We start from the raw sequence: 24,178 nt of genomic DNA on the forward strand, positions 1-24,178 counted from the left end.
AGTGGGAAATGATGTCGAAAGTTTCAGGGAGGAAAAAATAATGGGAAGCTTTCCGGGAAAGCAGAACCCCGGTATGGAAGGGACTTTCTCCAGCAGGTCAGCCTACCGCCGCTATGTGGGGAAAAAGCTCCTTTTCATGGGCTTTCTCCTTTTTCTGGTCGTATTCCTCTCAGGTTTCATCATAACAATAGGCCCTCTTGATATTTCAGTCCTTGAAGTCTACCGCATCCTGCTTGACAAGTTAATACCCGGCTACTTTGCCACGGATAGCCTCCCTGTCCAGATTGTGTGGAACATCCGTTTCCCCAGGATAGTGGGAGGGCTTCTTGCAGGGTTCGGGCTTGGAGTCTGCGGCTGTGTGATGCAGGCTGTCCTGAAAAACCCAATGGCAAGCCCCTTTACTCTCGGGATTTCCGCAGGGGCGCATTTCGGGGTTGCGGTTGCAGCCGTTCTCGGAGTTGGAATCATAAGTGGGCCCTACCTGCTGGTGGGAAATGCATTTTTGTTTGCCATGCTCTGTTCTCTTTTTATCATATCTCTTTCAAGCCTTAGAGGGGCAAGTTCCGAGACCCTGATTCTTGCAGGCATAGCTGTAAATTACCTTTTCAGTGCCCTCAGCAGCCTTTTTCAGTACTTTGCAACGGATGAACAGCTCCGGATTATGGTAAGCTGGGGGATGGGAGATCTTTCGGCCTTTTCCTGGAGGAACTTTCCTCTGATGTTTGGTCTCTTTGCAGTTTGCTTACCCTTTATTTACCTGAAGGCAGGAGACCTGAACATCATGACTGCGGGAGACGAGAGCGCAAAAAGCCTTGGGGTCGATGCACATAGGATCAGGATATTCAGTATGCTGCTTGCAAGTCTGCTTGTGGCAACAATTGTCTGCTTTACGGGCACAATTGCCTTTATCGGACTCGTTGCTCCCCATATGGCCCGGATGGTCATTGGGTCCAACCACAGGTATTTGTTCCCTGCTTCCGGCATTCTGGGAGCTCTTATCCTGATTTCTGCCGATGCTCTGGGTATGAACATCATAAGGCCTACGATTATTCCCACAGGCATTACCAGTTCGCTTCTAGGAGTCCCATTTTTCATGTACCTCATCCTGAAAAGGAAAAGAAAAGAATTCTGGTGATACGGAACACAGGAGAATTGTGAAAGAAGGAATGGAAAGAAGGAGTGGAAAGAAGGAGTGGAAAGAAGGAGTGGAAAGAAGGAGTGGAAAGAAGGAGTGGAAAGAAGGAGTGGAAAGAAGGAATGGAAAGAAGGAATGGAAAGAGGAGATGCTAAGATGGTAAAGTTGCAGGTAAAAGACGTAGTCTTCGGGTATACGGGCACTAATATTCTGAAGGATATCTGCCTTGAGATCCGGGCTTCGAGCCTGGTCAGCATTGTAGGTCCCAACGGGGCCGGGAAGTCTACACTTTTAAAATGTATCGACAGGATCCTGAATGTAAAAACCGGGAAAATCACTGTTGACGGCAAGGACATTAAGCAGATGGGTCGGCTGGAAGTTGCAAAAAACGTGGCTTATGTCCCTCAGAGTTCGAACCGGGTATTTCCGACTACCGTTTTTGAGACCGTGATGATGGGAAGGCGCCCTCACCTCAGCTGGTTCGACAGCAAAAAAGATGAAGAAAAGGTCTGGGAAGTTCTGGAAATGCTGGGGATAGAAGACCTGTCTCTCTCTATTTTCAATGAACTGTCGGGGGGACAGCAGCAGAAAGTGTTGATTGCAAGGGCTCTTGTCCAGGAGACAGGAGTAATTCTCCTGGATGAGCCGACCAGCAACCTTGATATCTGGCACCAGCTGGACGTCATGGAAACGGTAAAGAAACTTGTACGGGAAAAGCAGGTAACAGCAATCATGGCAGTCCATGACCTGAACCTTGCTTCCAGGTATTCGGAGAGTATAATCATGATGCAGCAGGGAAAAATCATTGCTGCGGGCTCCCCTGGCTCGGTTCTTACCTCAGAGAACATAGCAGAGGTTTACGGGGTCGAGGCCCGTATAAGCACACACGCCGAAGTTCCGTATGTCGTGCCTCTGAGGCAGCTTGAAATTGCCTGAGGAGCAGGTCTGGGAATGGGAACCTTAAGGTTAAAAACTCAGTTTTGAGGTTGAAAATTTTGTTTCCCGGGGTTCGGGATCAATTTTACATCCAGTCTTACGCTCAGCCCTTCAGCTTTACATCTGGGTTTGCCTGTTTTTAAGCTATTCGGGGAGTATACGGTTTCTGCTGAATAACCGGAAACTGGTTTTTGTTTGAACTCAATTTAAGTTGATTTAATCGCAAATCTATTTTTTAAAAAGATACATATAGAAGATTCCACCAGTTAATATATAGTATAATATTAACCCAATTTTACTGGAGATGAATCGAAATGACCATCTGGGAATACGATGTTAAAGAGATTAGGTTCAGTGAGTGGTCAAAAGCAAAAGAAGATCTTAACAACCTGGGAGTTGAAGGTTGGGAGCTGATCAGGTTTTCAAACGAGATCGACGAAAACGGCATGATCACAGCGGTTTTCAAAAGGTCCGTTGATTATGTTGATGCAGCCTTCTAAAACCCTTTTTTTCTGATTTATCATTTCCTGTTTTGTTTTCTTCTTCGTAATAATTTCGGTCGTCCACTATTAGATGGCTGATATCCCTGGTTGATCTGCCCGAGTTGGCCCACCCTGGTTTTGCCCTGGGATCAAAAGAAATTGAAAATTTCCTGGAAGGTGAACTGCAAGTGCAAAAACACAGGGTCTTTTTTGTTCTGCTTTGTTTTGCTCAGGAGGACCAATGAACAATTCTCAGTTCTTTGCAGAGGAAAGAGGTTTTTCCAGAAGAATTAGTAAGCAAAAATATAAGCCTGAAAGCTAAAATTACTGCATGTGTCTTCGGTTAAGAGCCTATCCGAAAAGTCAGTAATGCATGTTGAAAAGTCACAATAGGTTTATACAATCGGTGTATCTGTTCCGGTTTTTTATATTGCATTTTGTAAGAGTTATAGCAGGGAACCACTTTTCGGATAGGCTATAAGTTGATGAATCGTGACAAATTGCCTCTATTTCCACAACAGTTGTTGAATTTTTTTAGAATATTGTATTTTTAGAATATTGTATTTTTAGAATATTGTAATATGTAACAGGGCATTGTTTTCATACAAACAGGCCAGAATTTAAGGCCGGCTTCTAATGCAAAGTAGATAGCTTTCAGGCAAGAAAATTCCTTAACCGATGACCAATGACCGGGCTTTTAATAATGACCTGCCTCGTGGTATCTTAAGAATCTCCTGTACAAATCCTCCAAAATACTCAAAACAGCCGGCCTGAGTCTGTATTTTCCGTAGAATCTGTATTTTCGTAATAATTAGCTCACTTACTTGTAGGCAATTACACGAAATTTTTTTCCCTGATACCCGTATCTCCAGAATTCAAGACGTAATGGACTGTTGCGGAAAGAATCTTTTGTCACCTCAACTTTTGAAAAACCTGCCTTCAGCAACAGTTCCCGATCATATTGCGGTCGCCTGTGCCTAATCATCGGCAGTTGCTCGAATCCGTTGCCTGCGGAACTATGATGTTGTTTTTTCCGTTGTTTTCCTTCCGTAAAGAGATTAATCAGGTCTGAGGTCGATTTCAATACGTAGTAACGAAAAGACGATTGATCCCGCCTGTAATCGCCATCATAAATGACGATTTTACCACCCGGTTTCAGCAGATTTTTCCACCTGAGGAAAGCGCCCTCAGGGTCATAGAGTGTCCAGACAACATCACGCGATACTATGGCGTCAAGGCTGTCTTCCTTCTCTTTATCCAAAAGCACGGCGTCACCTTTATACACTTTTGCATTTAAAGTCTCGTTTTTGATATTGGTGCCGGCGCGCTTTACCATTCCCTCAGCGCCATCAACAGCTGTTACATTATGTTTTAACCTGGCAAGCATAACTGTAAAAAATCCCGGTCCACACCCGACATCAAGTACATGTAACGGTTCCTCACCAAGCACCTGCCGAAGTTCATCCTGCCAATGTTTTACGTCTTTTTTATTGCTTAGCTGTTTTTGAATCCCCCGGTCATAACCCCCGGCATCGGCAGACCAGGCTGTTTCGATCCGTTCAAACAAGGTTTCCTGCATGCTTTGCCCCCTTACTTTGCCATGGTGAGCATCTGCCACTCTATGCCTTCATAGTTCGTCGGTGCAACTGTCACGTTTTGCAAGCGGGTATTATATGCATACTGTTTATTGGGATAGCACAGAGGAACAACAAGCGCCTCGTCGTTGATCAGCTCAAATATCCGATCATACTTTGCCTGACGTGTTGTCTCATCCTGTGTTTTAATGACCTCGTCAAGATATGTATTTAGCTGCGGGTCATACCAGCACACGGAAGTGCTGCCCTCGGTCTGATAAAACATGGAGCGCAAAAATCCGTGCGGATTCCATGAATCCTCGTATGTGCGGTAAATAATCATGTCAAAATCCCGGTTTTTCCAGATCGCGTCATAGTAGGCCGAAGTGTCCCGTTGTTCAAGCTGGATATCAATTCCTACCTCTCTGGCAGCTGCCTGCATGTATTCGCACATAGATTTCCAGCTTGCATATTCCTCAGACTGGAAAACAAGCTTAAGAGACAGCGGTACCCCGTCTTTCTCAACAATGCCGTCCCCATTACTGTCCGTATATCCCGATTCGGCCAGCAGTTCTCTGGCTTTTTCCGGGTTATAGGAGTATCCCTCGCTGTTTTCGTCAGTGACGTACGGTACCGTCTCAGGTAAAATGCCTTTCGCGGCAACTCCGTCACCTCCAAGTATATTTTCCACGATACTGTCTTTGTCTATTGCATAATTTAACGCAAGACGAACATTTTTATCCTGCAGAGCTTCATTTTCTTGATTTAGCATGAGGAAAAATCCCATTGTACCTTCAGCGGTTTTAACGGCAAGATTTTTTGAGGACTCGATGATTGATTTGCTTTCTGCGGGCAAATCGGCAAGAGAAAGGTCGGCTTCTCCGGCCTGAAGCGCCATAATTCTTGATTCGCCGTCAGTAACTTTTCTGATGGTTATCTTTTTAATATCCGGTTTTGTTCCGTAGTAATACGGATTGGGCACCATGACCACTTCTTCTTCGGGGACATAACTCTCCACCATCCACTCCCCTGTTCCGATCATTTTTATAAAGTTGCCGTTTGCATCAAATGAATTCTCAGATGCGCTGCGGAACGGCCGGGGATAGGTCAGTTCGATTAATACGGGGTAGCTGTTTTCCTTAAATGTCAGCCTGACCGTGTAGTCGTCTAATTTTTCCACATTTGTAAGCGGTGTGGAAAATCTCGTGGGATCCCAGCGCTTTGCACTGCTTACCACGCTGTCAGCGTTAAAGCCGGTACCATCTGAAAATTTGACATCTTTACGTAAGTAGAAAGTATACTGCGTTCCATCATCGCTGATATTCCAGCTCTCAGCAAGCCCAGGCTCAATCACGCCGTCTTTTCCGTATTTGACCAGCGGTTCGTACACCATTTCGTAAAGGCACATTTCCGTGCTGGATTCTATCGGGCTGGCATCTTCCGGATTCAGTTTGCCGGAAACCATAATTGTAATGGAATCGGACTGATTACTGACGGTCGTGACGGGGGCAGCTGAAGAAACAGAAGTGTCGTTAGGAGCATTGTTTGATGCTTGATTTGAGATGCATCCGCTCAGCAATAGCACCAGTGAGAGTGCTGACACGGTAATTGCCCAGATATATTTTTTCTTCATTTCTCCTTCTCCTTTTCTATAATGGCTTTATACGATATGACATGCTACAAAATGACCGCTTGCGACCTCTTTTAGCAATGGCTCTTCATTTATGCAACGTTCCGTACAGTAAGGACAGCGTGGAAAGAACCGACAACAGTGTCTTGAATCAGGTATAACTGTTGTATCGATTATGCTCTCCATCGTGCATTTTTTTCTTTCCGAAGGCATCTTTGCCGGTATACACGAAAGCAGCAGGTTGGTGTACGGGTGAAGTGCATCCTGCATCGATTTTTTCTTTAAATCGATTTGCTCCATTATCTTACCCGCATACATAATGGCCATCATATCGCAGACATAAGGCACGCAGTTAAGGTCGTGGGTGATAAACAGGTAGGTTAAACCAAATTTATTTCGTAAATCATTAAGTAAAGTCAGAATTTGTTTACGCAGTGAATAATCAAGGCTGGAAACGGGTTCGTCGCAAACAACAAACTCCGGGTGAAGAACAAGTGCACGTGCAATATTGACACGCTGGCGCTGCCCTCCGCTCAACTCCTTTGGATTTCGCTGCGCGTATAAGGCATCCAGTCCCACCTGTTCCAATATTGTCTCAATTTTTTCTAAGCATTCGGTTTTTGATACTTGCTCGCTGTTTTTAATGACCTCGGCAATACTTTCGCCTACGGTATAGGACGTATCAAAAACGCTGCTGCTATTTTGAAAGATCATCTGGATATTACGTCGTAGTGGGCGCATTTTTCTAAGGGAAATATTTGAGATTGGTCGGCCCCGGAACAGTACATCTCCTTCAGTCGGCGTTTCCAGTCCGGCCGTCATCCTGCCAAGTGTGCTTTTTCCGCTTCCGCTCTCCCCTACAAGGCCTATCGAACATCCCTTCTGAATTTTGAGAGATACCCCGTTTACGGCAGACACCTGCTCTCGCTTTTTTATGAACAAATTTTGTTTTTCGTAGGATTTTCGTATGTTTTGGGTTTCCACCAATACTTCCATGACCAAACCTCTTAGAGCGCCGCCGCCAGTAATTTGCGTGTATACATATTTTGTGGATTATAGAATATGTCGTCTACCGTGCCTCTTTCCACAATCTGTCCGTCTTTCATGATACACACCTCGTCTGCTATTTCTGCGACGACTCCCAGATCATGAGTAATAAGCAGAATTGCAGTTCCGTCTCTCTTCCGCATCGAATCCAGTTGATACAGAATTTGGGCCTGAACCGTTACATCAAGAGCGGTCGTTGGCTCATCTGCAATGAGAAGCGGTGGGTGGAAAACACTTGCGATGGCAATCATAACCCGCTGACACATCCCTCCGCTCAGCATAAAAGGGTATTTTTTCATCAATTCCTCCGGCTGCGGTAGGCTGACCGCCAGAAGTTGATTAAGTGCAATGGCACGAGCTTGTTTTTTTGTTATTTTTTCATGTATCAGGATCGTCTCCATTAACTGCTCTCCAATAGTTAATAACGGATTCAGCGAATCAATCGGATCCTGAAAAATAATTCCGGCATGGTTTGATATGTAAGACCGCATATCTTTTTTAGGTATAGAGAGTACATCCATCCCTGCAAGGTAAATCTCACCACTTGAAATGATAGCGTTTTTATCCTGAATACCCATTACCGCAAGTGCGACAGTGGATTTTCCACTGCCGCTTTCCCCAACGAGTGCGGTGATTTTTCCCATTTTAGCAACAAGGTTCAAGTCTACCACGGCGTGGATGTTTTGATCCGGCATGACATAGTCCAGAGAAAGGCCCCGGATATCTAATGCCGCTTTTTCACTCTGAGCTCCCTGTTCAGTCTTGTATTGCATTTTTCAGTCCTTCCCCCAGAAGATTAAATGCCATGACTGTAAAGAGAATTGCAATTCCCGGATAAATCATCAACTGCGGCTGTGTCTGCATAAATTCTTTGCTGTCGCTGAGCATAATACCCCACTCGGGAGTAGGCGGCTGTGCACCCAGGCCGATAAAAGAAAATGATGCGATAGCCAGTATAATCGAACCGATTTCAAGTGTGGCCATTACAATAATCGGGGAGGCGATATTGCGAAGTATATGCCGAAAAATAATCTGACAGTGAGTGCAGGCGGCTGCTTTTGCTGCAAGCATAAAATCCTGCTGCTTTATCTGCATCGCCATACCACGTATTATTCTTGCATAAGGTGCCCACCACACACTGGCCATGGCGATAATCATATTTTTCACACTGGGTCCCAGCATACCGGCGATGGCTAATGCCATCAGAAAAGTCGGAAGTGATAGAAATATGTCGGTAACCCGCATAATAAACGTGTCCATGCGACCGCCTGCATACCCGGACAGGAGCCCTATCGGAGTACTAATTGCCATCATAAGGCCCAGCACGCACAGGCTGTATATCAGTGACATCCGGGCGCCCCAAATCAGACGGGATGCAATGCATCGCCCCAGATTGTCGGTGCCAAGCCAATATAACGAGCTTGGACCTTTGAAACGCATTGACATATTTACCTTAAGAGGGTCATTTGGCGCGATTACGGATGCAGCTATGGCAACGAAGATGATCAGAGCCACTATCAAAAGACCGAAAACTGCTGCTTTTTGCGTAAGTATACGATTTTTAATGCCATCGGATGAACGAAACCATGCATTCGATCTCTTTATTGCTTGAGTTTTGACCTGCATCCTTTGTTCCTCTCATTCATATCTAAGACGCGGATCAATGATGCCGCATACAATATCTACTGTCAGGTTAATTAGCACCATCAAAACAGCCATAAACAGCACATATCCCTGGACTACCGGGTAGTCTTTGAGTTTAACCGATTCGAGTGCCAGGTTTCCAAGTCCGTTCCATGAAAATATCGATTCAATAATGGCAGATCCGGCTAACAAAGAGCCGAATCCGATTCCAAGCTTGTTGATTACAGGGAGCGTTGCGTTTTTCAGAGCATGTTTTGTTATAATTTTATATTCGCTAACGCCTTTTGCTCTGGCTGCACGGATATATCCTTTGTTCAGTACTTCCTCCATATTTGTACGAATAAGTCGGACATAAATCCCCCCACTGCATATAGACATTGTGAGAGCAGGTATTATTGGAAATTTCATTGAACTTCCACCAAGCACCGATATTAGTCCAAGCCGAGCGCCGAAAATATACAGTAAAATGAGTCCCAACCAGAATTCGGGCATTGATACACTCCAAAAACAGTATATTCTGGAAACCTTGTCGATCCACGAGTCGGAAAACACCGCTGATAAAATCCCGAGAGTAAATGAAATTATAACTAAAAACAATAGTGCGAGAAGTGCCAGCTGTAATGTTTTAGGAAAATATCGAACGATTTCCTCAACTACCGGCCTGTCATTTGAATAAGAAAAGCCCAAGTCACCCCTCAACGCATCTTTAAGCCAGCTGAGGTATCGGACGAGCACCGGCCTGTCAAATCCCATTTCTACTCGTATTTCCTCAATCTGCTCATATGTTGGCCTGTCATATTTCTTTTCAGCTAGCGTACGTGCCGTGTCGCCGGAAGACATGCTGCCAAGGGTAAAAGTTATTAATGAAACAGCTAGGAGTACCGGAATCAATGTGAATAACCGTTCGCCTATGTCTTTAAGCATTACTTCATCTCCCGTGGCCTGTGACGTTACTCGCAGTTTGAACAGCATCTCATTTTTGAAACTGTGGCTCAATAATGTGGCTCAATAAGGGCTCTCTGAAAGCCGGGCTGCTTTATTAATTAGCCGTGGGTGTCGACTTATACAATACGGACATTTTTAAAAACCGCACTTTGTGGACAAAAGCCCAACTGTTACTTTGCTTGCTACATCTTTTTTGAATCCACGCAGGAATCGTACAAGCCGTAAATGTTTTGCCATAAGACGCAACTAGTGTGTCCCCTCTATTTTTCTCCTCCTGCTAAAAACGGAGGGTGCATACTGTTTCTATCCTGTTGCTCTTCATTTAGTACTCGTTCACCTACTGAAGTATCCGCAAATACCTTTGAAAATCCGAGTTTAAGCATTATATCCAAATCCCACTGCGGTCTGACTTTGTCACTCATAAACAGCTTCCGGCTGAGTGCATCGTCTTCGGCTTGATTCTTGTGCTGGTGCATTGGGTGCCCGTATTTCATGAGAACTTCTTTTTCCTTTTTCTCATAGGCTATTTTCAGATTCTCATCAAACCGGTGCAGATACCAGCAAGCGTCGAAGATAAGAATCCTCCCACCTGGTCTCAGGACTCGGTACCATTCTTTATATGCTCTGGCGGGGTCGTCAAGTGTCCACGTGAGATTGCGGCAAACTAACAGATCAAAACTATTATCCGGGAATTTCAAATTCTGACAATCCATAGTCATCAAATTTGCATTAACACCTTCACGTGCAAGGTTAAAACGTGCAAATTCGATCATATTTTCGGTTAAGTCTATACCGGTAACATTATGCCCGCCCTGAGTTAAGACGATTGGAAAAAATCCCGGTCCGGTGCCAATATCCAGTATATCAAGACAATCTCTGGAAGGGGCATATTCCAGTACCAAATCAGCCCATGCTTTTCTCTCAAAACCGTTTAGTTCATCTTCAATTGCTTCACTGTAACCTTGTGCCTCGCCTTCCCAATAATTTTTAATGCGGGTGTTTAAATTCATTTTTCTGTCCCTCTAACGTATAATATTTGTTTGACCAGGTTCATGATAATCCGAATAAAATTGCTATTTCAAACAACTTAGAAAAATTCTACAATTTTTTCATTTAACTATTTTTCAATTTTTCAACCAATTTTCTCAATGTTTTAACCATCCTTGAATGACTAGCGTGTGATTTATTAATAGTATTCTATTTATTGTTAATTTTTATTACTGGTTCCTTTTAATGTAATTAAATATGATATAAATATTACTATTAATGTTAATTAACGAGTTATCCCTAAATGTTTTTTAGCAGATCTATTTAAAAATTGTATCCTTTTCGGATCGTATGGGTAAAAGTAAATTTCATGTATTCGCTGAGAATTTAAAAATTTAGCAAAGTATGAGAAACAACCTCAAGTGACGTATTTAACTATATAACTATATGATAAAATTATTACATATTTCGAGTCGGAAAATTCTTCCTTGAATTTGAAGAGGATACATTGTTTGCTTTGTATTCATTAGCCGATACGTCCTGTGCAAGCAGTAAAAAAGCCACCGCACATAAAATCAATAACTTGTTTTGTGCCGTATACATCTATTTATAGACAACGTAATGAACCTATAGACAACGTAATGAACCGATATACAATATAATGAACCTATAGACAATATAATGAACCTGGAACGGACTGAAAGTAAAATAATCAGAAAGTTTGGCTTACGATATCAAATTTATTTGAAAATTTGCTGATTTTCGGAACTTACAAAGAAACCGCTGTCTGTCATTTAAAAGAAGTTAGACGTTTTAGATTCTGATTTTTAAATTCAATCCGTAACTTCTAAATATTCATGAGCAGCTGGCTACGTAGTTCTATTCAATATCTATGAGAATTGAGAGGAAAAAATATATAAAATTCTTTTTTTGGCTCACAATTATTATCTCCTACAAAAAGGTAGTTGTATAACTTTTTTAGAAAATTGTGAGCATAATTCTTCTCTAATTTTTGAATAAACAATAACGAAGCCGAAATTCTAAAAAAAGGAAATATTCTGGCAGTGTTTAAAAAGAATAGAATGGGTTGCTTATTATCGACGCCTTTTTCCAAATACAAATTTAATTTTTTCTCATGCTTTTTCGTTAAGTGATGAATCGTAATAAATTGCCTCCATTTTTCACAACAGTTTTCAAATATTTGCGAAAATTGAAAAACAGAATCAGGCATTGCTTTCATGCAAACAGGCCAAAATTTAAGGCTGGTTTCCAATGCAAAGTAGATAGCTATCAAGCAAGAGAATTTTTTGACCGATGACCAATGCAACTGATTTTAATACAAAATTTTCCGGATGTAACACCTTCAGTTAACAGCGTTTACCTGTTTTGCTATAAGAAAAAATTTTTATCTTATCAAATGTTATAATTTTCTAAAAAAATAATAATGAAAGGGTAAATGCATAGGGAATTAGCAGGCTGAAATAAATGAGCTGCAAGGTAGCTTGAGCGCAGTTAACCGGGGCGTCTGGAGTCTTTTTAATGGCTTGAATTCCTCCGGTTTGTTGAATTTTTCCCACAAAAATTGAGGATTGTCTATGAATCGGGTTTTTAAGTTCATTTTGATCATTTTTATGCTGCTTGTTGTAATCGGAGCAAGCGCCTGTATAGATGAAGAAACGGAAGGGACTGCAGAAGGTGCAGAGGCCGGAGAGGGCTCTCAGGACCTTGTGGTGGGTGTAGGTACGGATGTCAGCAGCTGGTACCTTGATATGTTTGCATCGGGGGATGCACGTTTTGTCTGGGCTCAGGTCTATGAAACCCTTGTGAGGCTTGATTCGGACCTGAACGTTATCCCTGGGCTTGCGGAGTCCTGGGAAAGTTCTGATGACGGCAAAACCTGGATCTTCCACCTGCGTGAAAATGTGACTTTCCATGACGGGACTCCTTTTAATGCGGATTCGGTTGTTTTCTCTTACTCCAACCAGTCCTATGTGAGGCAGGCAGTTTTAAGACCGGTCCAGAGTGTGGAAGCTCTTGACGACCATACCGTGCAATTCGTCCTGGCAAAACCCATGCCTCTGCCTTTTTACCTGACCCACATAGCCTGGCCTGTTATGGGCCCGAGCTGCCTTGATGCCGAAGGGAATTTTGTCAAACCTGTTGGAACCGGACCGTTTAAGTTTGATACGCAGGCAAAGGACCAGGAAATAGTGCTCACAAAAAACGAAGCTTACTGGGGAGAACAGCCGTTGCTTGATAAGGTTACTTTCAAAGTAATCCCTGAGGCAGCTACGCGGGTAATTGCTCTTGAGACCGGAGAGGTGGACATGATCATTAAGGTTCCTGAGTACGATGTCGCAAGGCTCGAAGCCGAAGAAGGAATCCAGATCCACAGGAAACTTACGACCTTTACGGACTTCCTGCAGTTTAACTGCGAAAAGTCTCCCTTCGATGATACGAGGGTGCGCCAGAGTGTTGCTTATGCAATCGATACCGAGACTCTCGTAAACGAAGTGCTTGAAGGTATCGGGGAGCCGGCGGGCGGAAGGGCCTATTCCCCTGTAATGATGTACTCAGACCCTGACCTTGAGACATATACCCCGGATCTTGATAAGGCAAAGGATCTCCTTGAGGAAGCCGGGTGGAAAGATGCTGATGGAGACGGGATTGCAGAAAAGGACGGAGAACCCCTGCATGTGACCCTCATAGTAAGTAAAGGGGTCTGGGCAGCTAGGCATAACCCCATGGCTCAGGTTGTGCAGGGAACCCTTCGGGAAGTCGGAATGGATGTGGAAATCCAGGTGCTTGATGAAGGAGCCATAAGTAAACTCGAAAGCGCAGGGGACTTTGATATGATACTCAGAAGCGGTTATTTCGTCTGGGGCCCCTACCCGAGGCATTTCTTCGTACACCATTCCGGAAACCCTTATTCGCATTACAATAATGAGACCTATGACCAGCTCGTCGATGAAGCCGATATGACCCTTGATTCGCAGGAGCAGGAAGAACTCTACCATTCCCTGCAGGCTTTTGTGACAGAAGAAGTTCCGGCTTTTTACCTTGTACATGAGGAAAAGGTCGTTGCAACCGGACCTGCGGTAAACGGGTATGTCATAAGTTCTGAAGATCCCTGGTTGAACCTTTCAGGGATCTATCTGGAAAGAACGTAAGGTGCAAAGCCCGGAAGATTCCCATGTGGAGGTACATAGCAAAACGTCTGGCAATGGTTTCCGTCGTAATCGCAGGAGTTACGCTTGTAGCTTTTTCTGCGATGTACCTTGCTCCCGGTGACCCTGCCGAGGTTATAGCCCTTGCAAGGTACGGAGATGACCTGAGTACCAGCCAGATTGAAACCCTGAGAGAGGCAGAAGGGCTTGATGCCCCCGTGCATATGCAGTACCTCATATGGATGGGTCACCTGCTCAGGCTGGACTTCGGAAAATCACTTGTGACCTCCGAAGATGTCCTTTCCGAAATCCTCCAAAAACTGCCTGCAACTGTAGAACTTGCAATTGTCAGCCTGCTGGTTTCCCTGCTAATTGCCCTGCCCGCAGGTGTTCTGGGCGCACTCAGGAAAAACACCCTGCTTGACAGCGGCTGTATGTTTGTTTCTCTGGTAGGGGTTTCTATCCCGAACTTCTGGCTCGGGCTTCTTCTGATCTGGCTTTTTGCCCTGATCCTCCCTCTCTTCCCAAGTTTCGGGTACGGAAGCCTGGAACACTTTGTACTTCCTGCTCTCACCCTTGGCAGCTCAATGGCTGCGGTTACTGCAAGGCTTACCCGGGCAAGCCTGCTCGAAGTGCTGGGGCAGGAATATATAGTGGCTGCCCGGGCCAGGGGCTTTGACGAGCGCACTGTCCTTTTCCGGCACGCCCTGAAAAATGCTTTGCTCCCGGTTATCACATTTGCAGGAATGCAGTTTGGATACCTTCTGGGGGGAGCCGTGATTGTGGAAAGCATTTTTTCCTGGCCCGGCATTGGAAAACTTCTTGTCGACTCGATTTTTGCGAGGGATTTTTCCATGGTTCAGGGTTGTGTCCTCTTTATTGCCGTGCTCTTTTCCTTCTCCAGCCTTGTAGTCGATATCCTGTATGCAGTGCTTGACCCGAGGATAAGATATGACAGATCTGATTGAAAGAACGGTGAGAACTGAAAAGGCATACCTGGCTGAAAAAAGGTTGAGTTTCGGGGAATTCAGGAAGAACAGGCTTGCAGTCTCAGGTATACTGCTTATCGCCGTCCTCTGCGTTCTGGCCCTATTTGCCCCAAAACTTGCTCCGCACGACCCCCTTGCCCAGAGGCTTGACAGCAGGCTTCTTTCGCCTTCTCTGGAATATCCTTTCGGGACCGATGAATTGGGGCGCTGCATTTTTTCAAGGGTTATCTACGGCACGCGCATTTCTCTGGGTATCGGTCTCCTTGTAGTTGCGGTAACATCCATTGCAGGCACATCCCTGGGGCTGCTTTCCGGGTACAGGGGCGGCGTGCTGGATGAAGCCATAATGAGAGGAGTAGATATTGTGATGGCTTTTCCCAACATCATCCTTGCCCTCGTGATTGCAGGGCTGATGGGTCCTGGCTTTTCAAGTGTGGTCTTCGCCCTTGTTTTTACTCAGTGGCCTGCTTATGCCAGGCTTGTACGCGGACAGGTGCTGTCTCTCCGGAAGAGGGCTTTTGTGGAGGCTGCAAGGGCTCTGAGACCTTCAAGCTTCTACATAATGCGAAAACATATCCTTCCGAACTGCATGGAGCCCGTAATCGTGCTTGGAACTCTTGAAATTGCGCACGTTATTATCTTTGCTTCGGCCCTGAGCTTTCTCGGGCTAGGAATTCAGCCCCCTGTTCCGGAATGGGGCTCCATGCTCAAAGCCGGGATTCCGTACCTCCGCACGGCTCCACATCTCACATTCTTCCCGGGTCTGATGATTATCTTCACGGTTTTTGCGTTCAATTTTGCAGGAGACGGTTTGAGGGACAACCTTGGGCAGCCTGCAGATCAGGAGGTGCTGTCAAGATGAGTTCTCCTCTTCTCTCAATAGAGGATCTGAATGTCACTTTCAAAACCTCAAAAGGCCCTGTAAGGGCCAATGAGGGTATTTCCCTTGAGATAAGAGAAGGGGAGATCCTGGGACTTATCGGGGAGACAGGGTGTGGAAAGACCACTCTTGGAAAGGCCATTTTGAGGCTACTCTCTGGTAACGCAAAAATTGAAGGAAAAATAGTTTACAGGGACACGGATCTTCTTTCCCTCCCCGAGAAGGAAATGAGATTCTTCAGGGGGAAAGAAATCGGAATCATGTTCCAGAACCCTTCGGCCTGTCTCAACCCTGTCCTTTCTACAGGAAGGCAGATTGCAGAAATCTACCGCTACCACGAAGGCATGGGAAAAAAAGAAGCAGAAGAGAAAGCCGGAGAGATACTTGAGCTTGTGGGAATAAACTCTTTGAGAGGGCATGATTACCCGCACCAGTTCAGCGGCGGGATGCTGCAGAGAGTCATGGTTGCAATCGGGCTTGCCCTCAGTCCCGGGCTTCTGATAGCAGACGAACCAACAAAGGGGCTTGACACGGATACTAAATTGCAGATTGCGGAGCTGATTGCCGGGCTTGTCCGGAGGGAAAATGCTTCAATGCTTCTTATCACGCATGACCTGGAGCTTGCCGGCAGCTTTGTTGACAGAATTGCAGTCATGTATGCCGGAGAAATCGTAGAAGTCGGAAAGACAGCTGAGGTAATTTCCAACCCCAAACATCCTTACACCCTTGACCTGTTGCATTCGCTTCCCGGGAGTGGGTTCAGGACCGTTTCAGGGCAGGCTCCGGGTCTCCTTTCTCCTCCTCAGGGATGCAGGTACCATCCTCGTTGCAGCTTCCGGCTTGAGGTCTGTTCACAGGTCCACCCGGCACTTCGGGGGTTTTGTGATGAACACCTTACCCGTTGCTTTCTCTCCGAAAAGGGCAGGAGAAAGGAAACTGCAGCTCGGCCTTCTCTTACTTTACAATCTGCTCCCTCGGGTGTGGAGAAGGAGGGAGCATGGAACTGTTGAAGGTAGAGGACCTGAAAAAGTACTATTATTCAGGGCTGTTCAAAAAAGAGGTCCGTAAGGCAGTTGACGGGGTTAGTTTTGAGATCGAAAGAGGAGAAACTCTCGGGCTTGTCGGAAAGAGCGGTTGCGGAAAATCTACGCTCGGAAGAACGGTTTTAAGGCTGCTTGAACCTACTTCGGGGCGGGTTCTTTTTACGGGCCAGGATATCTCGGGCTTTAAGGGTAGTGCCCTGAAAAATCTGGGGACCAGAATGCAGATTATTTTTCAGAATCCGGAATCTTGCCTGAACCCGAAGATGAAGGTTTATGAGGCGATTGTAGAACCCCTGAGGCTTCACAGGCTTTGCAAAAGGGACGAAGAAAGGGAACGGGTACAGGAGCTTATCGAGACAGTTTCCCTGAGTGAGGAACTGCTTTTCCGTTATCCCGGGGAATTGAGCGGAGGTCAGCTCCAGAGAATTGCAATAGCCAGGGTCCTTGGCATGAAACCTGAGTTCATAGTTGCGGATGAACCTACATCCATGCTTGACCCGCTTGTCCAGGCCCAGATTCTTTCCCTGCTAAAAAGCCTTCAGGAAAACTACGGGATCAGTTTCCTTTTCATCTCACATGATACGGAAGTTGTAAAGTGGATGAGCGATGAGATCGCGGTTATGGAAGAGGGAAAAATAATTGATTTCAGGTGATCTCCAATTGATTTTCGATTAGCTTCCAATTGATTTTCGATTAGTTTCCAATTGATTTTCGATTAGTTTCCAATTGATTTTCGATTAGTTTCCAATTGATTTTCGATTAGTTTCCAATTGATTTTCGATTAGTTTCCAATTGATTTTCGATTAGTTTCCAATTGATTTCAGATTTGTTACCATCGTTTCCGATTGATTTCCAATTGATTCTTTCATATTTGGCAGTTACATGCTCGCAATTACATTCAATGCAAAGACGAAAAGAAAGCGTAAAAAAAGAAAGTGTAAAAGGAGATTGAACATGAAAGTAAAGAACGAATTAATGGAAACTCCAGATGTGGACGTGGACCGCCTCGTCAAGACCATGGAAAACTCGACCAGGGGACTGAAAGAGTACAGGTTGCTCGTTACGGCTCTTGAACTTGAGGTGTTTGAAGCTCTGAAAACCCCCCTTCGGGCAGGGGAGCTTGCCGAAAAAATGGGGCTTGATCGGGTGTTAGTTCCCCATTTCTGCGAGGCTCTTGTCAGGCTCGGGCTGCTGGACATGGTTGAGGAGGTAGCTGAGGAAGAGGGGACGGAAAAAGAGGGCGAAGGAAAAGCCGGAAAAAGCACGGTTTTTCCCCGGTATGTGAATTCGGAACTTACCGCTACATATCTCCTTAAGGAAAGTCCTTTTTCTCAGCATCAATATCTTTCCGAAATGTCCAGGAATGCTGCTCTCTGGACCCGTTTGCCCGAGCTTATGAAGAAAGGGCCTGTAGTTGTCGATAAAGGTCCTTTTTTCTGGGGGATTATAAGTTGCATGGCTGAAAACACCCGTTGTGGGCTGCTCCAGGAAGCCGTAAGTACGGTTATGGAAAGCGTTGATTTAGGAAAGGTCAGAAAACTCCTGGACATGGGAGGAGGACACGGGCTTTATTCCATTGCTTTTGCAAAAATGAACGAGCAGTTAGAAGCCTTTGTATTCGACCTTCCCCCTGTAACCATAAAAACGAAGCAGTATATTGAAAAATACGGGGCTTCCAATGTGGATGTAATTCCCGGAGACTTCTTTAAGGACGAACTTGGGACCGGGTACGACATGATCTTCTCATCCTTTAACCCTGGCGGCAAGGCTCCCGAACTTATTCCTAAAATCGCTTCAGCCCTGAATGAGGGGGGTTTTTTCGTAACCCTGCAGGTCCCTGATGAAAATACTGAAGCTGATCCTCTCTTCAGCCTGGACTGGAACCTCTGGATCTTTGAAGACACAAAGAAAGGAGGTACCGGATACTGCTTTGAAAATAGCGTTCCTTTCAATGAATATATAGGGATGCTGGGAGATTACGGGCTTGAAGTATTCAGGACCCTGGACCTGAAAGAGGGGTCAAGGATGGTGTTTGCAAAGAAGAAATGAAACTTCGGGGCGTTGAACGAGGCCATTGTCATGCTCGACACAGAAAAGTGTTCCTGCAAATGGTCTTGCAAATAGTGAAGAATAATGAAGGAGTGAAAAGAGAGCAGATCAAAAATATAGCCAGAAATTGGAAACTGCTGAGGGCACTGTAAGAAACTAACGGATAGAAATATCTATGGAGTTTTTCCAATACATTACTAATGCCTGATTCCTAAGATCTGATTTCCTTAGTGTAACACCTTCAGTTAACAGCGTTTACCGCCATTGCTATAAGAAAAATTTTTTATCTTATCAAATGTCATGATATTTTGGTAAAATAGTAATTTTAGGGGCAAATGCATAGGGAATTATCATTTGAAATAATAGATCATCAAGGTTTGGCTCAACACAGTTAATTGGAACACCTGGAGTCCTTTTAATGGTTTGAATTTTTCCGTTTTTGACTCTTTCATTCATTCCTTTAAAAACGGGGGTCAAAGGGTTTCAGCTGATCTTTACTGTGAAACTGTCTCCGTAAAACTGCCTTCATCAAATTGCCTTCATTAAACTGTCTCCGTAAAACTGCCTTCATCAAATTGCCTCCATAAAACTGCCTCCATCAAACTGTCTACCACTCAACGAATTCATTTTACCTGGTTTACTTTCATTATCATAAACTGTAAATGTCCTGTCGAATCAGAGAGATGGGTAAAGAAGTAATGAATCGAAGAAATATATGGGAATAGGAGAAATGGTATGGAAAATAACGAAAATCAAACTGAATCATTTTTTGACTTGCTGGAAAAGCCTGATGTAGACCCGGACCGATTTTTCAAGCTTGTTGATTCTTCCGTTCGGGGTCTGAGGGAGTTCAGGCTCATTGCTGCAGCGATTGAACTTGGGGTATTCGAAGCTCTAAAAGTTCCTCTATCAGCAGGGGTCCTGGCTGAAAAGCTTGGCTGTGACCCGGTGCTTATGCCTCACTTCTGCGAGTCTCTCCACAGCCTCGGGCTCCTTGACAGGTTTGAGGAAGGGGTACATGAGAACGGAAAAGCGCAGATGCGGGAAAAAGGTGAATCTGAAGCCGGTACTGAGAACCTGAACCATGATTCCGGGGGAACAAATGTGGGGGCAGTGTACCTGGTCTCGGAACTGAGTGCAACGTATCTTCTGGAGAGCTCTCCTTTTTCCCAGCAACATTACCTTGCCGAAAGACTCAGGAATGCTGAACTCTGGACCCGGCTTCCGGAGATTATGATGAAGGGGCCTGAGATCGTCGAGAAAGGGCATTTCTTCGGAGAGGTAGTCCACTGCATGGCTGAAAATGCGCACTGCGGGCTTCTTCAGGATACGATCCGGGTTGTGCTGGAAAATGTAGATTTTACAAATGTCAAAAAGATGCTAGACCTCGGGGGAGGACACGGGCTTTATGCAATCGTTTTTTCTAAGTTGAATGAAAGCCTTCAGGCTTTTGTTTTTGACCTTCCTCCGGTTACTCACAAGACTAAATATTTCATAGAAAAGTATGGAGCCTCAAATGTGGACATAATTCCAGGAGACTTTTTTACTGATGAAATCGGAAGCGGGTATGATCTTATCTTTTCTTCCTTTAATCCCGGGGGAAAAGTTCCTTCCCTTATCCCGAAGATTTCCGAAGCCCTCAGCCCCGGAGGCGTTTTTGTAACCCGGCAGGTCCCTGATGAAAAAATGAAATCCAGCCCCCTGATAAGCCTTGATTGGAACCTCTGGACCTTTGAGGATGTAAAGAAAGGAGGATCAGGATACAGTTTCGAAAACAGCGTACCCTTTTCCGAATATATAGAGATGCTGGGCAATTACGGGCTTGAAGTCTTCCGGGCCCTTGATATGAAAGACGGGTCAAGGATCGTATTTGCCTGGAAAGTATGAGGGGAATTTTACGGGAAAAGGGAGCCTCATCAAACCTGTACAGGTCAAAATTCTATATAGCAGGAATTCTCTACTCACGAATTCCATGCTTACCATTTTCTTCCTGAATTTCCTGTGATCCGGAGCTTTAGACCAGGGGTGCTCCTTCCATGGCGCTTCTTCTATCAGCTAAAATGGTTCCAGCATTTACATACTTCTTATACCCTTTGATTTTCTTCATAGATTCTCAGGTCAGTATGGAAAAAGCCCTGTTTAAGTCAAAAAAGCCCGAAAAATATCTCAATTTCCTTTACCATGAACTGGACACTTATCCCTGTTTTCAGGGGAGCAGCTTATATATTCACCTGTCTGGACAAAATATCTGAAATGTTCTATCCAGATTCTTGATTCATCTTCTTTATCCGTAAATTCTATGAATTTTTTTAATGCCTGTGCCGTTTTTGGATTCAGGATATGTTCAATTTTGCACGCGTCTTCTTCTGCGGTCTTTTCATCAATCCCCAGATGCATGAGAAAATCCTTTAACATGCTGTATTTTTCCCTTGTTTTTCTGGCGATTTCCATACCTTTTTCGGTAAGGGTTACTCCACCGTACTTTTCATAATTTATGTAACCTTCTTTATCCAGTTTTTTGAACATACCTGTAACAGTTGAAGGGCCGAGTTCCAGCTCGTTTGCTACATCTTTAACTTTAGCGTACCCTTTTTCTTCTACAATTGATGCAATAATTTTCAGATAGTCTTCATCTCTTTCCGTTGTCATAAAACTCGAACCCTTTTTTGAGTACCGAATATATTTCGATTACTACATTCAGTTATGCGGGAAAGACATATAAGGATAGCTGTATGAAAGTGATGGTTATGTGAAAGGTGGCTATGTAATTGAAATGAAAAAGGTCGGAATATGACTGAAAAAAGTAAAATTGATACTGAATAATTGAGTACGGAATAAATTAACGAAAAACGAAAGAGAAGCCTGCTAATCAGCTCTCTCTTGAAACGTAAACCCATTAAAATTATATTAAAAATTCCTCAAGATGGTGATATTCTTAAAAGCCTTAGTACCTGCTTTTAAAAAAGAAATTTATACGATAAGAAATTATATTCAAACACTCATTTATTAAATATTTTTCAATTCTCTCCGATTTCTTTTCTGAATTCTATGTAATCTCGCTCGACTTCTTCAAGTTCGTATTCCATTTTATATCACCATTTTGGATTATTAGGATTAATTAGAGGATTATTAGGATTATAGTTCTTCCTAAAGATTTTACAGTCGGGAATTAATACGGCTGAATGGGTAACAATAGCATAGGATTCGGTGACAGAGAATTCCTGGGATTTGCACGTTAAAAGGTCATTTCTGAACACAATTTGCTTTTTACACATATGCACCTCGTTTTTCACGGAAAAGGAATACAGGACAGAAATTATCGGGAGTTTTTCAAAGTTAGCGGAGGCGTCTCTATCCTGCTCTTCCTTCCCGTTGGTCTGAAAGAGTTCAAAAGCCTGGAATTTGTAACCTGTTGTCAAAGTGTTATATACCTGCATTTCTTCTTAGTCGTGATCTCGTATCTTGTCCATTGAGGTAGATTTGCCAGCACTCAGTTTAGAGATGTTCCTTGCTTTTGAACTCCGTTTCTTGTTTGTCGAGTTTTATCATACGCCCCGAGAGTTCAAACCTCCTGGTTAACTTCTTTTAATATAAGCTATGGCAGTGTCGTGAGTTTGCTGTAAATCCTGTATCGTATATTTTAATTCTGTTCTTTTATTTCTTAATGTGTGGAACTTTTTGACTAAACAATTTCCGGTATTTGGAACTTTGGTACTTGGAACTTTACATCTAAACCGGACATTGCCAAGGGTGTGTCTTTTGTGACTTTTTCAGTTAACCTTCTTTTGGAATTTATATTCCCATATTTTTTATTTTGGAGTATCAGTTTTTAGCTTTTTGTGAGATGCAATTTAGGAGTTAAGTTGCTGTTTAATAGTTCATCAATTCTTATTTCCTCAGTTCTAGTTTCACCTCCTTTTTCCTGAAAATATTATATCTATTTGGTTTTATTCCGCCAAGCTTTAAGTGGTGTTTTTTGGTTAAGCACCGGCGGACTCCCATATTCCCATCGTATTCGGTTTCCCCTATTTTTCAGCCATTTTCTATGTTGCAAACCTATTTCGGCTTACTAATCTTTTCCACATATTTGTAATGCACCGGGAACTATTTATAATTTTCGGATATACGAAAATTATTCTTATATATGAAATAAAATCTGAATAGAAAATATTATTTGTAATAACAAATCTTTTTGTGTATCCAAATAAAAGTTGTTTTGGCATTTTATTGCAAGCATAAGATATGCCCGCACCCACCTCAAAAACGCACATGAAATTCCTGAATTACAGGCACAAAAAATGAAAGTATGCATGGACTTTCATGCCAAATGCCTGTCCTGTCAGTATCGCACCCTTTTGTGCTACTCTGCTTTTACAACCTGATGAGGGTAGGGCTTCCTGTAACGGCTGCTTGCAGGGATATTTGTCTGTACCGTTTTCAAAATACCCTATTTGTTTTATTTTCCTGTGGCATGCCCAGGTTAGCGTGCTGGTGCAATTCTCTAATGTCGAATTAAGCGTAGCCCGCAATGCTGCCTAATCTGGAGCCACAGGTGATGGTTCCCGATGTGCTGCAGTCCGTAATTCTATAAAACGAAGGTACCGGTCTCACCGATTTATATTTCTCATGCTAGAAGCCTCCGCCAGCTAACCCCCGATACGTATCGCGTTGCATGATACCGAGATTGTGGCATCTGCCAAGCAGTTAGTTAAGAGGATAGGTTTATTCACATCATACGTGCCTGTATATTCCAACAGCCCTCCTGTCATAAGATTGTCTTCTCCTGGCGCCCTTATCCTAACTTCAGCATGGCATTATTTGATATCCAGGCCATCGAACACGCAACCTGCCAGGCATTAGGGCCGAAAAAGAATGCTTTGAGAATTTAGAGGTTTTTGAAAGCATTATTCTAGAGAAGTTGCTGGCTTCTCCCGTTATTTATTTTGACGAACCCCGTATGAAAATTAAAGAAAAAAGGCACTGGCTTCATGTAGCCCCTACTGACAAATACACCTGTTATTTCTCTCACCCCAAAAAAGGATATGAGGCAAAATGTTATGGGAATTCTTCCTGAATTTAGGGGAGTAACTGTTCACGATGGATGTAACCCCTACAACGCTTATGATTGTGATCATGTTCTGTGCAATGCTCATTTACAGAGAGAACTTACTGGAATTGAAGAGAACTATAAACAGCAGTGGGCTAAAGAAATGAATGAATTGCTCACTGAGATGAAAAAGTATACTGACGAATGCAAAAAGCAAGTCAAAGAACTGGATTTTGAGCAAATTAAAGCATTGGAAGAAAGGTTTGATGCTATAGTCATAAAAGGAATTGAAGAAAATCCACAATCTCTAAATCCTGAAAAGCAAGGAAAACGTGGAGAAGCCAAAAACCAAGGCAAGGAATCTGCTGGATAGGTTTATAGAACACAAAGAAAAGACCCTGAGATTCCTCACAGATTTAAAAGTTCCTTTTGAGAACAATCGAGCAGAAAAAGATGTCAGGATGGTGAAACTACAGCAGAAAATATCAGGAACTTTCAGAAAACAAACGGAGTGCAAGCTTTCTGCAGAATTAGAGTGTACATTTCTACAATCAGAAAGAATGGGTTGCCTGTTTTGGAGAGTATTATAGCGGCGCTCAAGGGAGCGCCGTTAACTCATACCC

The 24,178-nt window shown here is 43.8% G+C and carries 22 protein-coding genes and 1 pseudogene; 12 read left to right on the forward strand and 11 right to left on the reverse strand.

Annotation, left to right across the window (positions count from 1 at the left end):
- The first annotated feature begins 40 nt into the window (after positions 1–40).
- The 4 genes from MA_RS18025 to MA_RS18035 all read left to right on the forward strand — a co-directional run bounded on the left by MA_RS18025 (position 41) and on the right by MA_RS18035 (position 2,571).
- The gene (locus tag MA_RS18025; RefSeq protein WP_048066493.1) at positions 41–1,135 is read left to right on the forward strand and encodes a FecCD family ABC transporter permease; all 1,095 of its coding nucleotides are present in this window, start codon (positions 41–43) and stop codon (positions 1,133–1,135) included.
- A gap of 19 nt (positions 1,136–1,154) precedes the next feature.
- Positions 1,155–1,298, forward strand: a complete 144-nt coding sequence (locus tag MA_RS27415) for a hypothetical protein (protein WP_157860309.1) — start codon at positions 1,155–1,157, stop codon at positions 1,296–1,298.
- Positions 1,292–2,071, forward strand: coding sequence for an ABC transporter ATP-binding protein (locus tag MA_RS18030; protein ID WP_048065716.1), 780 nt, complete (start codon positions 1,292–1,294; stop codon positions 2,069–2,071). The genes MA_RS27415 and MA_RS18030 overlap by 7 nt, the downstream gene beginning before the upstream one ends.
- A 314-nt stretch (positions 2,072–2,385) precedes the next feature.
- The gene (locus MA_RS18035) at positions 2,386–2,571 is read left to right on the forward strand and encodes a hypothetical protein (protein ID WP_048065717.1); all 186 of its coding nucleotides are present in this window, start codon (positions 2,386–2,388) and stop codon (positions 2,569–2,571) included.
- Positions 2,572–3,373: 802 nt separating this feature from the next.
- On the opposite strand, the gene MA_RS18040 is transcribed toward MA_RS18035, so the two are convergent.
- The 8 genes from MA_RS18040 to MA_RS18075 all read right to left on the reverse strand — a co-directional run bounded on the left by MA_RS18040 (position 3,374) and on the right by MA_RS18075 (position 11,653).
- Positions 3,374–4,132 carry a class I SAM-dependent methyltransferase gene (locus MA_RS18040; protein ID WP_048065718.1) on the reverse strand — a complete coding sequence of 253 codons (759 nt, stop codon included), beginning with the start codon at positions 4,130–4,132 and terminating at the stop codon, positions 3,374–3,376.
- An 11-nt stretch (positions 4,133–4,143) separates the two neighbouring features.
- Complete coding sequence (locus MA_RS18045; protein WP_011023378.1) at positions 4,144–5,760, reverse strand: nickel ABC transporter substrate-binding protein; 1,617 nt, start codon at positions 5,758–5,760, stop codon at positions 4,144–4,146.
- Between the two features lie 27 nt (positions 5,761–5,787).
- Entirely contained in the window at positions 5,788–6,753 is a 966-nt protein-coding gene (locus MA_RS18050; RefSeq protein ID WP_048065719.1) for an ABC transporter ATP-binding protein, read from the reverse strand.
- An 11-nt stretch (positions 6,754–6,764) separates the two neighbouring features.
- Positions 6,765–7,577 carry a nickel import ATP-binding protein NikD gene (gene nikD / locus MA_RS18055; protein WP_011023380.1) on the reverse strand — a complete coding sequence of 271 codons (813 nt, stop codon included), beginning with the start codon at positions 7,575–7,577 and terminating at the stop codon, positions 6,765–6,767.
- Positions 7,561–8,430 carry a nickel ABC transporter permease subunit NikC gene (nikC, locus tag MA_RS18060; protein ID WP_011023381.1) on the reverse strand — a complete coding sequence of 290 codons (870 nt, stop codon included), beginning with the start codon at positions 8,428–8,430 and terminating at the stop codon, positions 7,561–7,563. Before nikC (MA_RS18060) ends, nikD begins: the two co-directional genes overlap by 17 nt.
- A gap of 12 nt (positions 8,431–8,442) precedes the next feature.
- Complete coding sequence (nikB, locus tag MA_RS18065; RefSeq protein WP_011023382.1) at positions 8,443–9,372, reverse strand: nickel ABC transporter permease; 930 nt, start codon at positions 9,370–9,372, stop codon at positions 8,443–8,445.
- 281 nt (positions 9,373–9,653) lie between these two features.
- On the reverse strand, positions 9,654–10,403 hold the full coding sequence (locus tag MA_RS18070) for a class I SAM-dependent methyltransferase (protein WP_011023383.1): 750 nt from the start codon (positions 10,401–10,403) through the stop codon (positions 9,654–9,656).
- Positions 10,404–11,263: 860 nt separating this feature from the next.
- Positions 11,264–11,653, reverse strand: coding sequence for a hypothetical protein (locus tag MA_RS18075; RefSeq protein WP_157860310.1), 390 nt, complete (start codon positions 11,651–11,653; stop codon positions 11,264–11,266).
- Between the two features lie 322 nt (positions 11,654–11,975).
- Between MA_RS18075 and MA_RS18080 the strand changes: the two genes are divergently transcribed.
- The 6 genes from MA_RS18080 (at position 11,976) to MA_RS18105 (ending at position 18,508) form a co-directional block, all read left to right on the forward strand.
- Positions 11,976–13,550: an ABC transporter substrate-binding protein gene (locus MA_RS18080; protein ID WP_048065721.1), complete on the forward strand. Its 1,575-nt coding sequence runs from the start codon at positions 11,976–11,978 to the stop codon at positions 13,548–13,550.
- Positions 13,551–13,573: 23 nt separating this feature from the next.
- Positions 13,574–14,515: a nickel ABC transporter permease gene (nikB, locus tag MA_RS18085; protein WP_011023386.1), complete on the forward strand. Its 942-nt coding sequence runs from the start codon at positions 13,574–13,576 to the stop codon at positions 14,513–14,515.
- Complete coding sequence (gene nikC, locus MA_RS18090) at positions 14,499–15,398, forward strand: nickel ABC transporter permease subunit NikC (RefSeq protein ID WP_011023387.1); 900 nt, start codon at positions 14,499–14,501, stop codon at positions 15,396–15,398. Before nikB (MA_RS18085) ends, nikC (MA_RS18090) begins: the two co-directional genes overlap by 17 nt.
- Positions 15,395–16,426 (forward strand): ABC transporter ATP-binding protein, encoded by a 1,032-nt coding sequence (locus MA_RS18095; protein ID WP_048065722.1) that lies wholly within the window; start codon positions 15,395–15,397, stop codon positions 16,424–16,426. The genes nikC (MA_RS18090) and MA_RS18095 overlap by 4 nt, the downstream gene beginning before the upstream one ends.
- Positions 16,414–17,112 carry an ATP-binding cassette domain-containing protein gene (locus MA_RS18100; protein ID WP_011023389.1) on the forward strand — a complete coding sequence of 233 codons (699 nt, stop codon included), beginning with the start codon at positions 16,414–16,416 and terminating at the stop codon, positions 17,110–17,112. The genes MA_RS18095 and MA_RS18100 overlap by 13 nt, the downstream gene beginning before the upstream one ends.
- Positions 17,113–17,413: 301 nt before the next feature.
- Entirely contained in the window at positions 17,414–18,508 is a 1,095-nt protein-coding gene (locus MA_RS18105; protein WP_052279196.1) for a methyltransferase, read from the forward strand.
- A gap of 291 nt (positions 18,509–18,799) precedes the next feature.
- Here MA_RS18105 and MA_RS18110 read toward each other — a convergent pair whose 3' ends face one another.
- A complete protein-coding gene (locus tag MA_RS18110; RefSeq protein WP_162013094.1) occupies positions 18,800–18,964 on the reverse strand; it encodes a hypothetical protein in 165 nt (54 codons plus the stop codon).
- Positions 18,965–19,243: 279 nt separating this feature from the next.
- Here MA_RS18110 and MA_RS18115 point away from each other — a divergent pair, with 279 nt between their 5' ends.
- A complete protein-coding gene (locus MA_RS18115) occupies positions 19,244–20,395 on the forward strand; it encodes a methyltransferase (RefSeq protein WP_011023391.1) in 1,152 nt (383 codons plus the stop codon).
- Positions 20,396–20,674: 279 nt separating this feature from the next.
- Here MA_RS18115 and MA_RS18120 read toward each other — a convergent pair whose 3' ends face one another.
- Together MA_RS18120 and MA_RS18125 are read right to left on the reverse strand one after the other, a co-directional pair.
- Positions 20,675–21,157, reverse strand: a complete 483-nt coding sequence (locus tag MA_RS18120) for a metal-dependent transcriptional regulator (RefSeq protein ID WP_011023392.1) — start codon at positions 21,155–21,157, stop codon at positions 20,675–20,677.
- 443 nt (positions 21,158–21,600) lie between these two features.
- Positions 21,601–21,927, reverse strand: coding sequence for a hypothetical protein (locus MA_RS18125; RefSeq protein WP_048065724.1), 327 nt, complete (start codon positions 21,925–21,927; stop codon positions 21,601–21,603).
- Positions 21,928–23,363: 1,436 nt separating this feature from the next.
- Between MA_RS18125 and tnpC the strand changes: the two are divergent.
- Positions 23,364–24,171: pseudogene (tnpC, locus tag MA_RS18130) on the forward strand (IS66 family transposase); the annotation flags it as partial.
- Between the last annotated feature and the right edge of the window lie 7 nt (positions 24,172–24,178).

The sequence above is a fragment of the Methanosarcina acetivorans C2A genome, from assembly GCF_000007345.1.
Taxonomy (GTDB): Archaea; Halobacteriota; Methanosarcinia; order Methanosarcinales; family Methanosarcinaceae; genus Methanosarcina; species Methanosarcina acetivorans.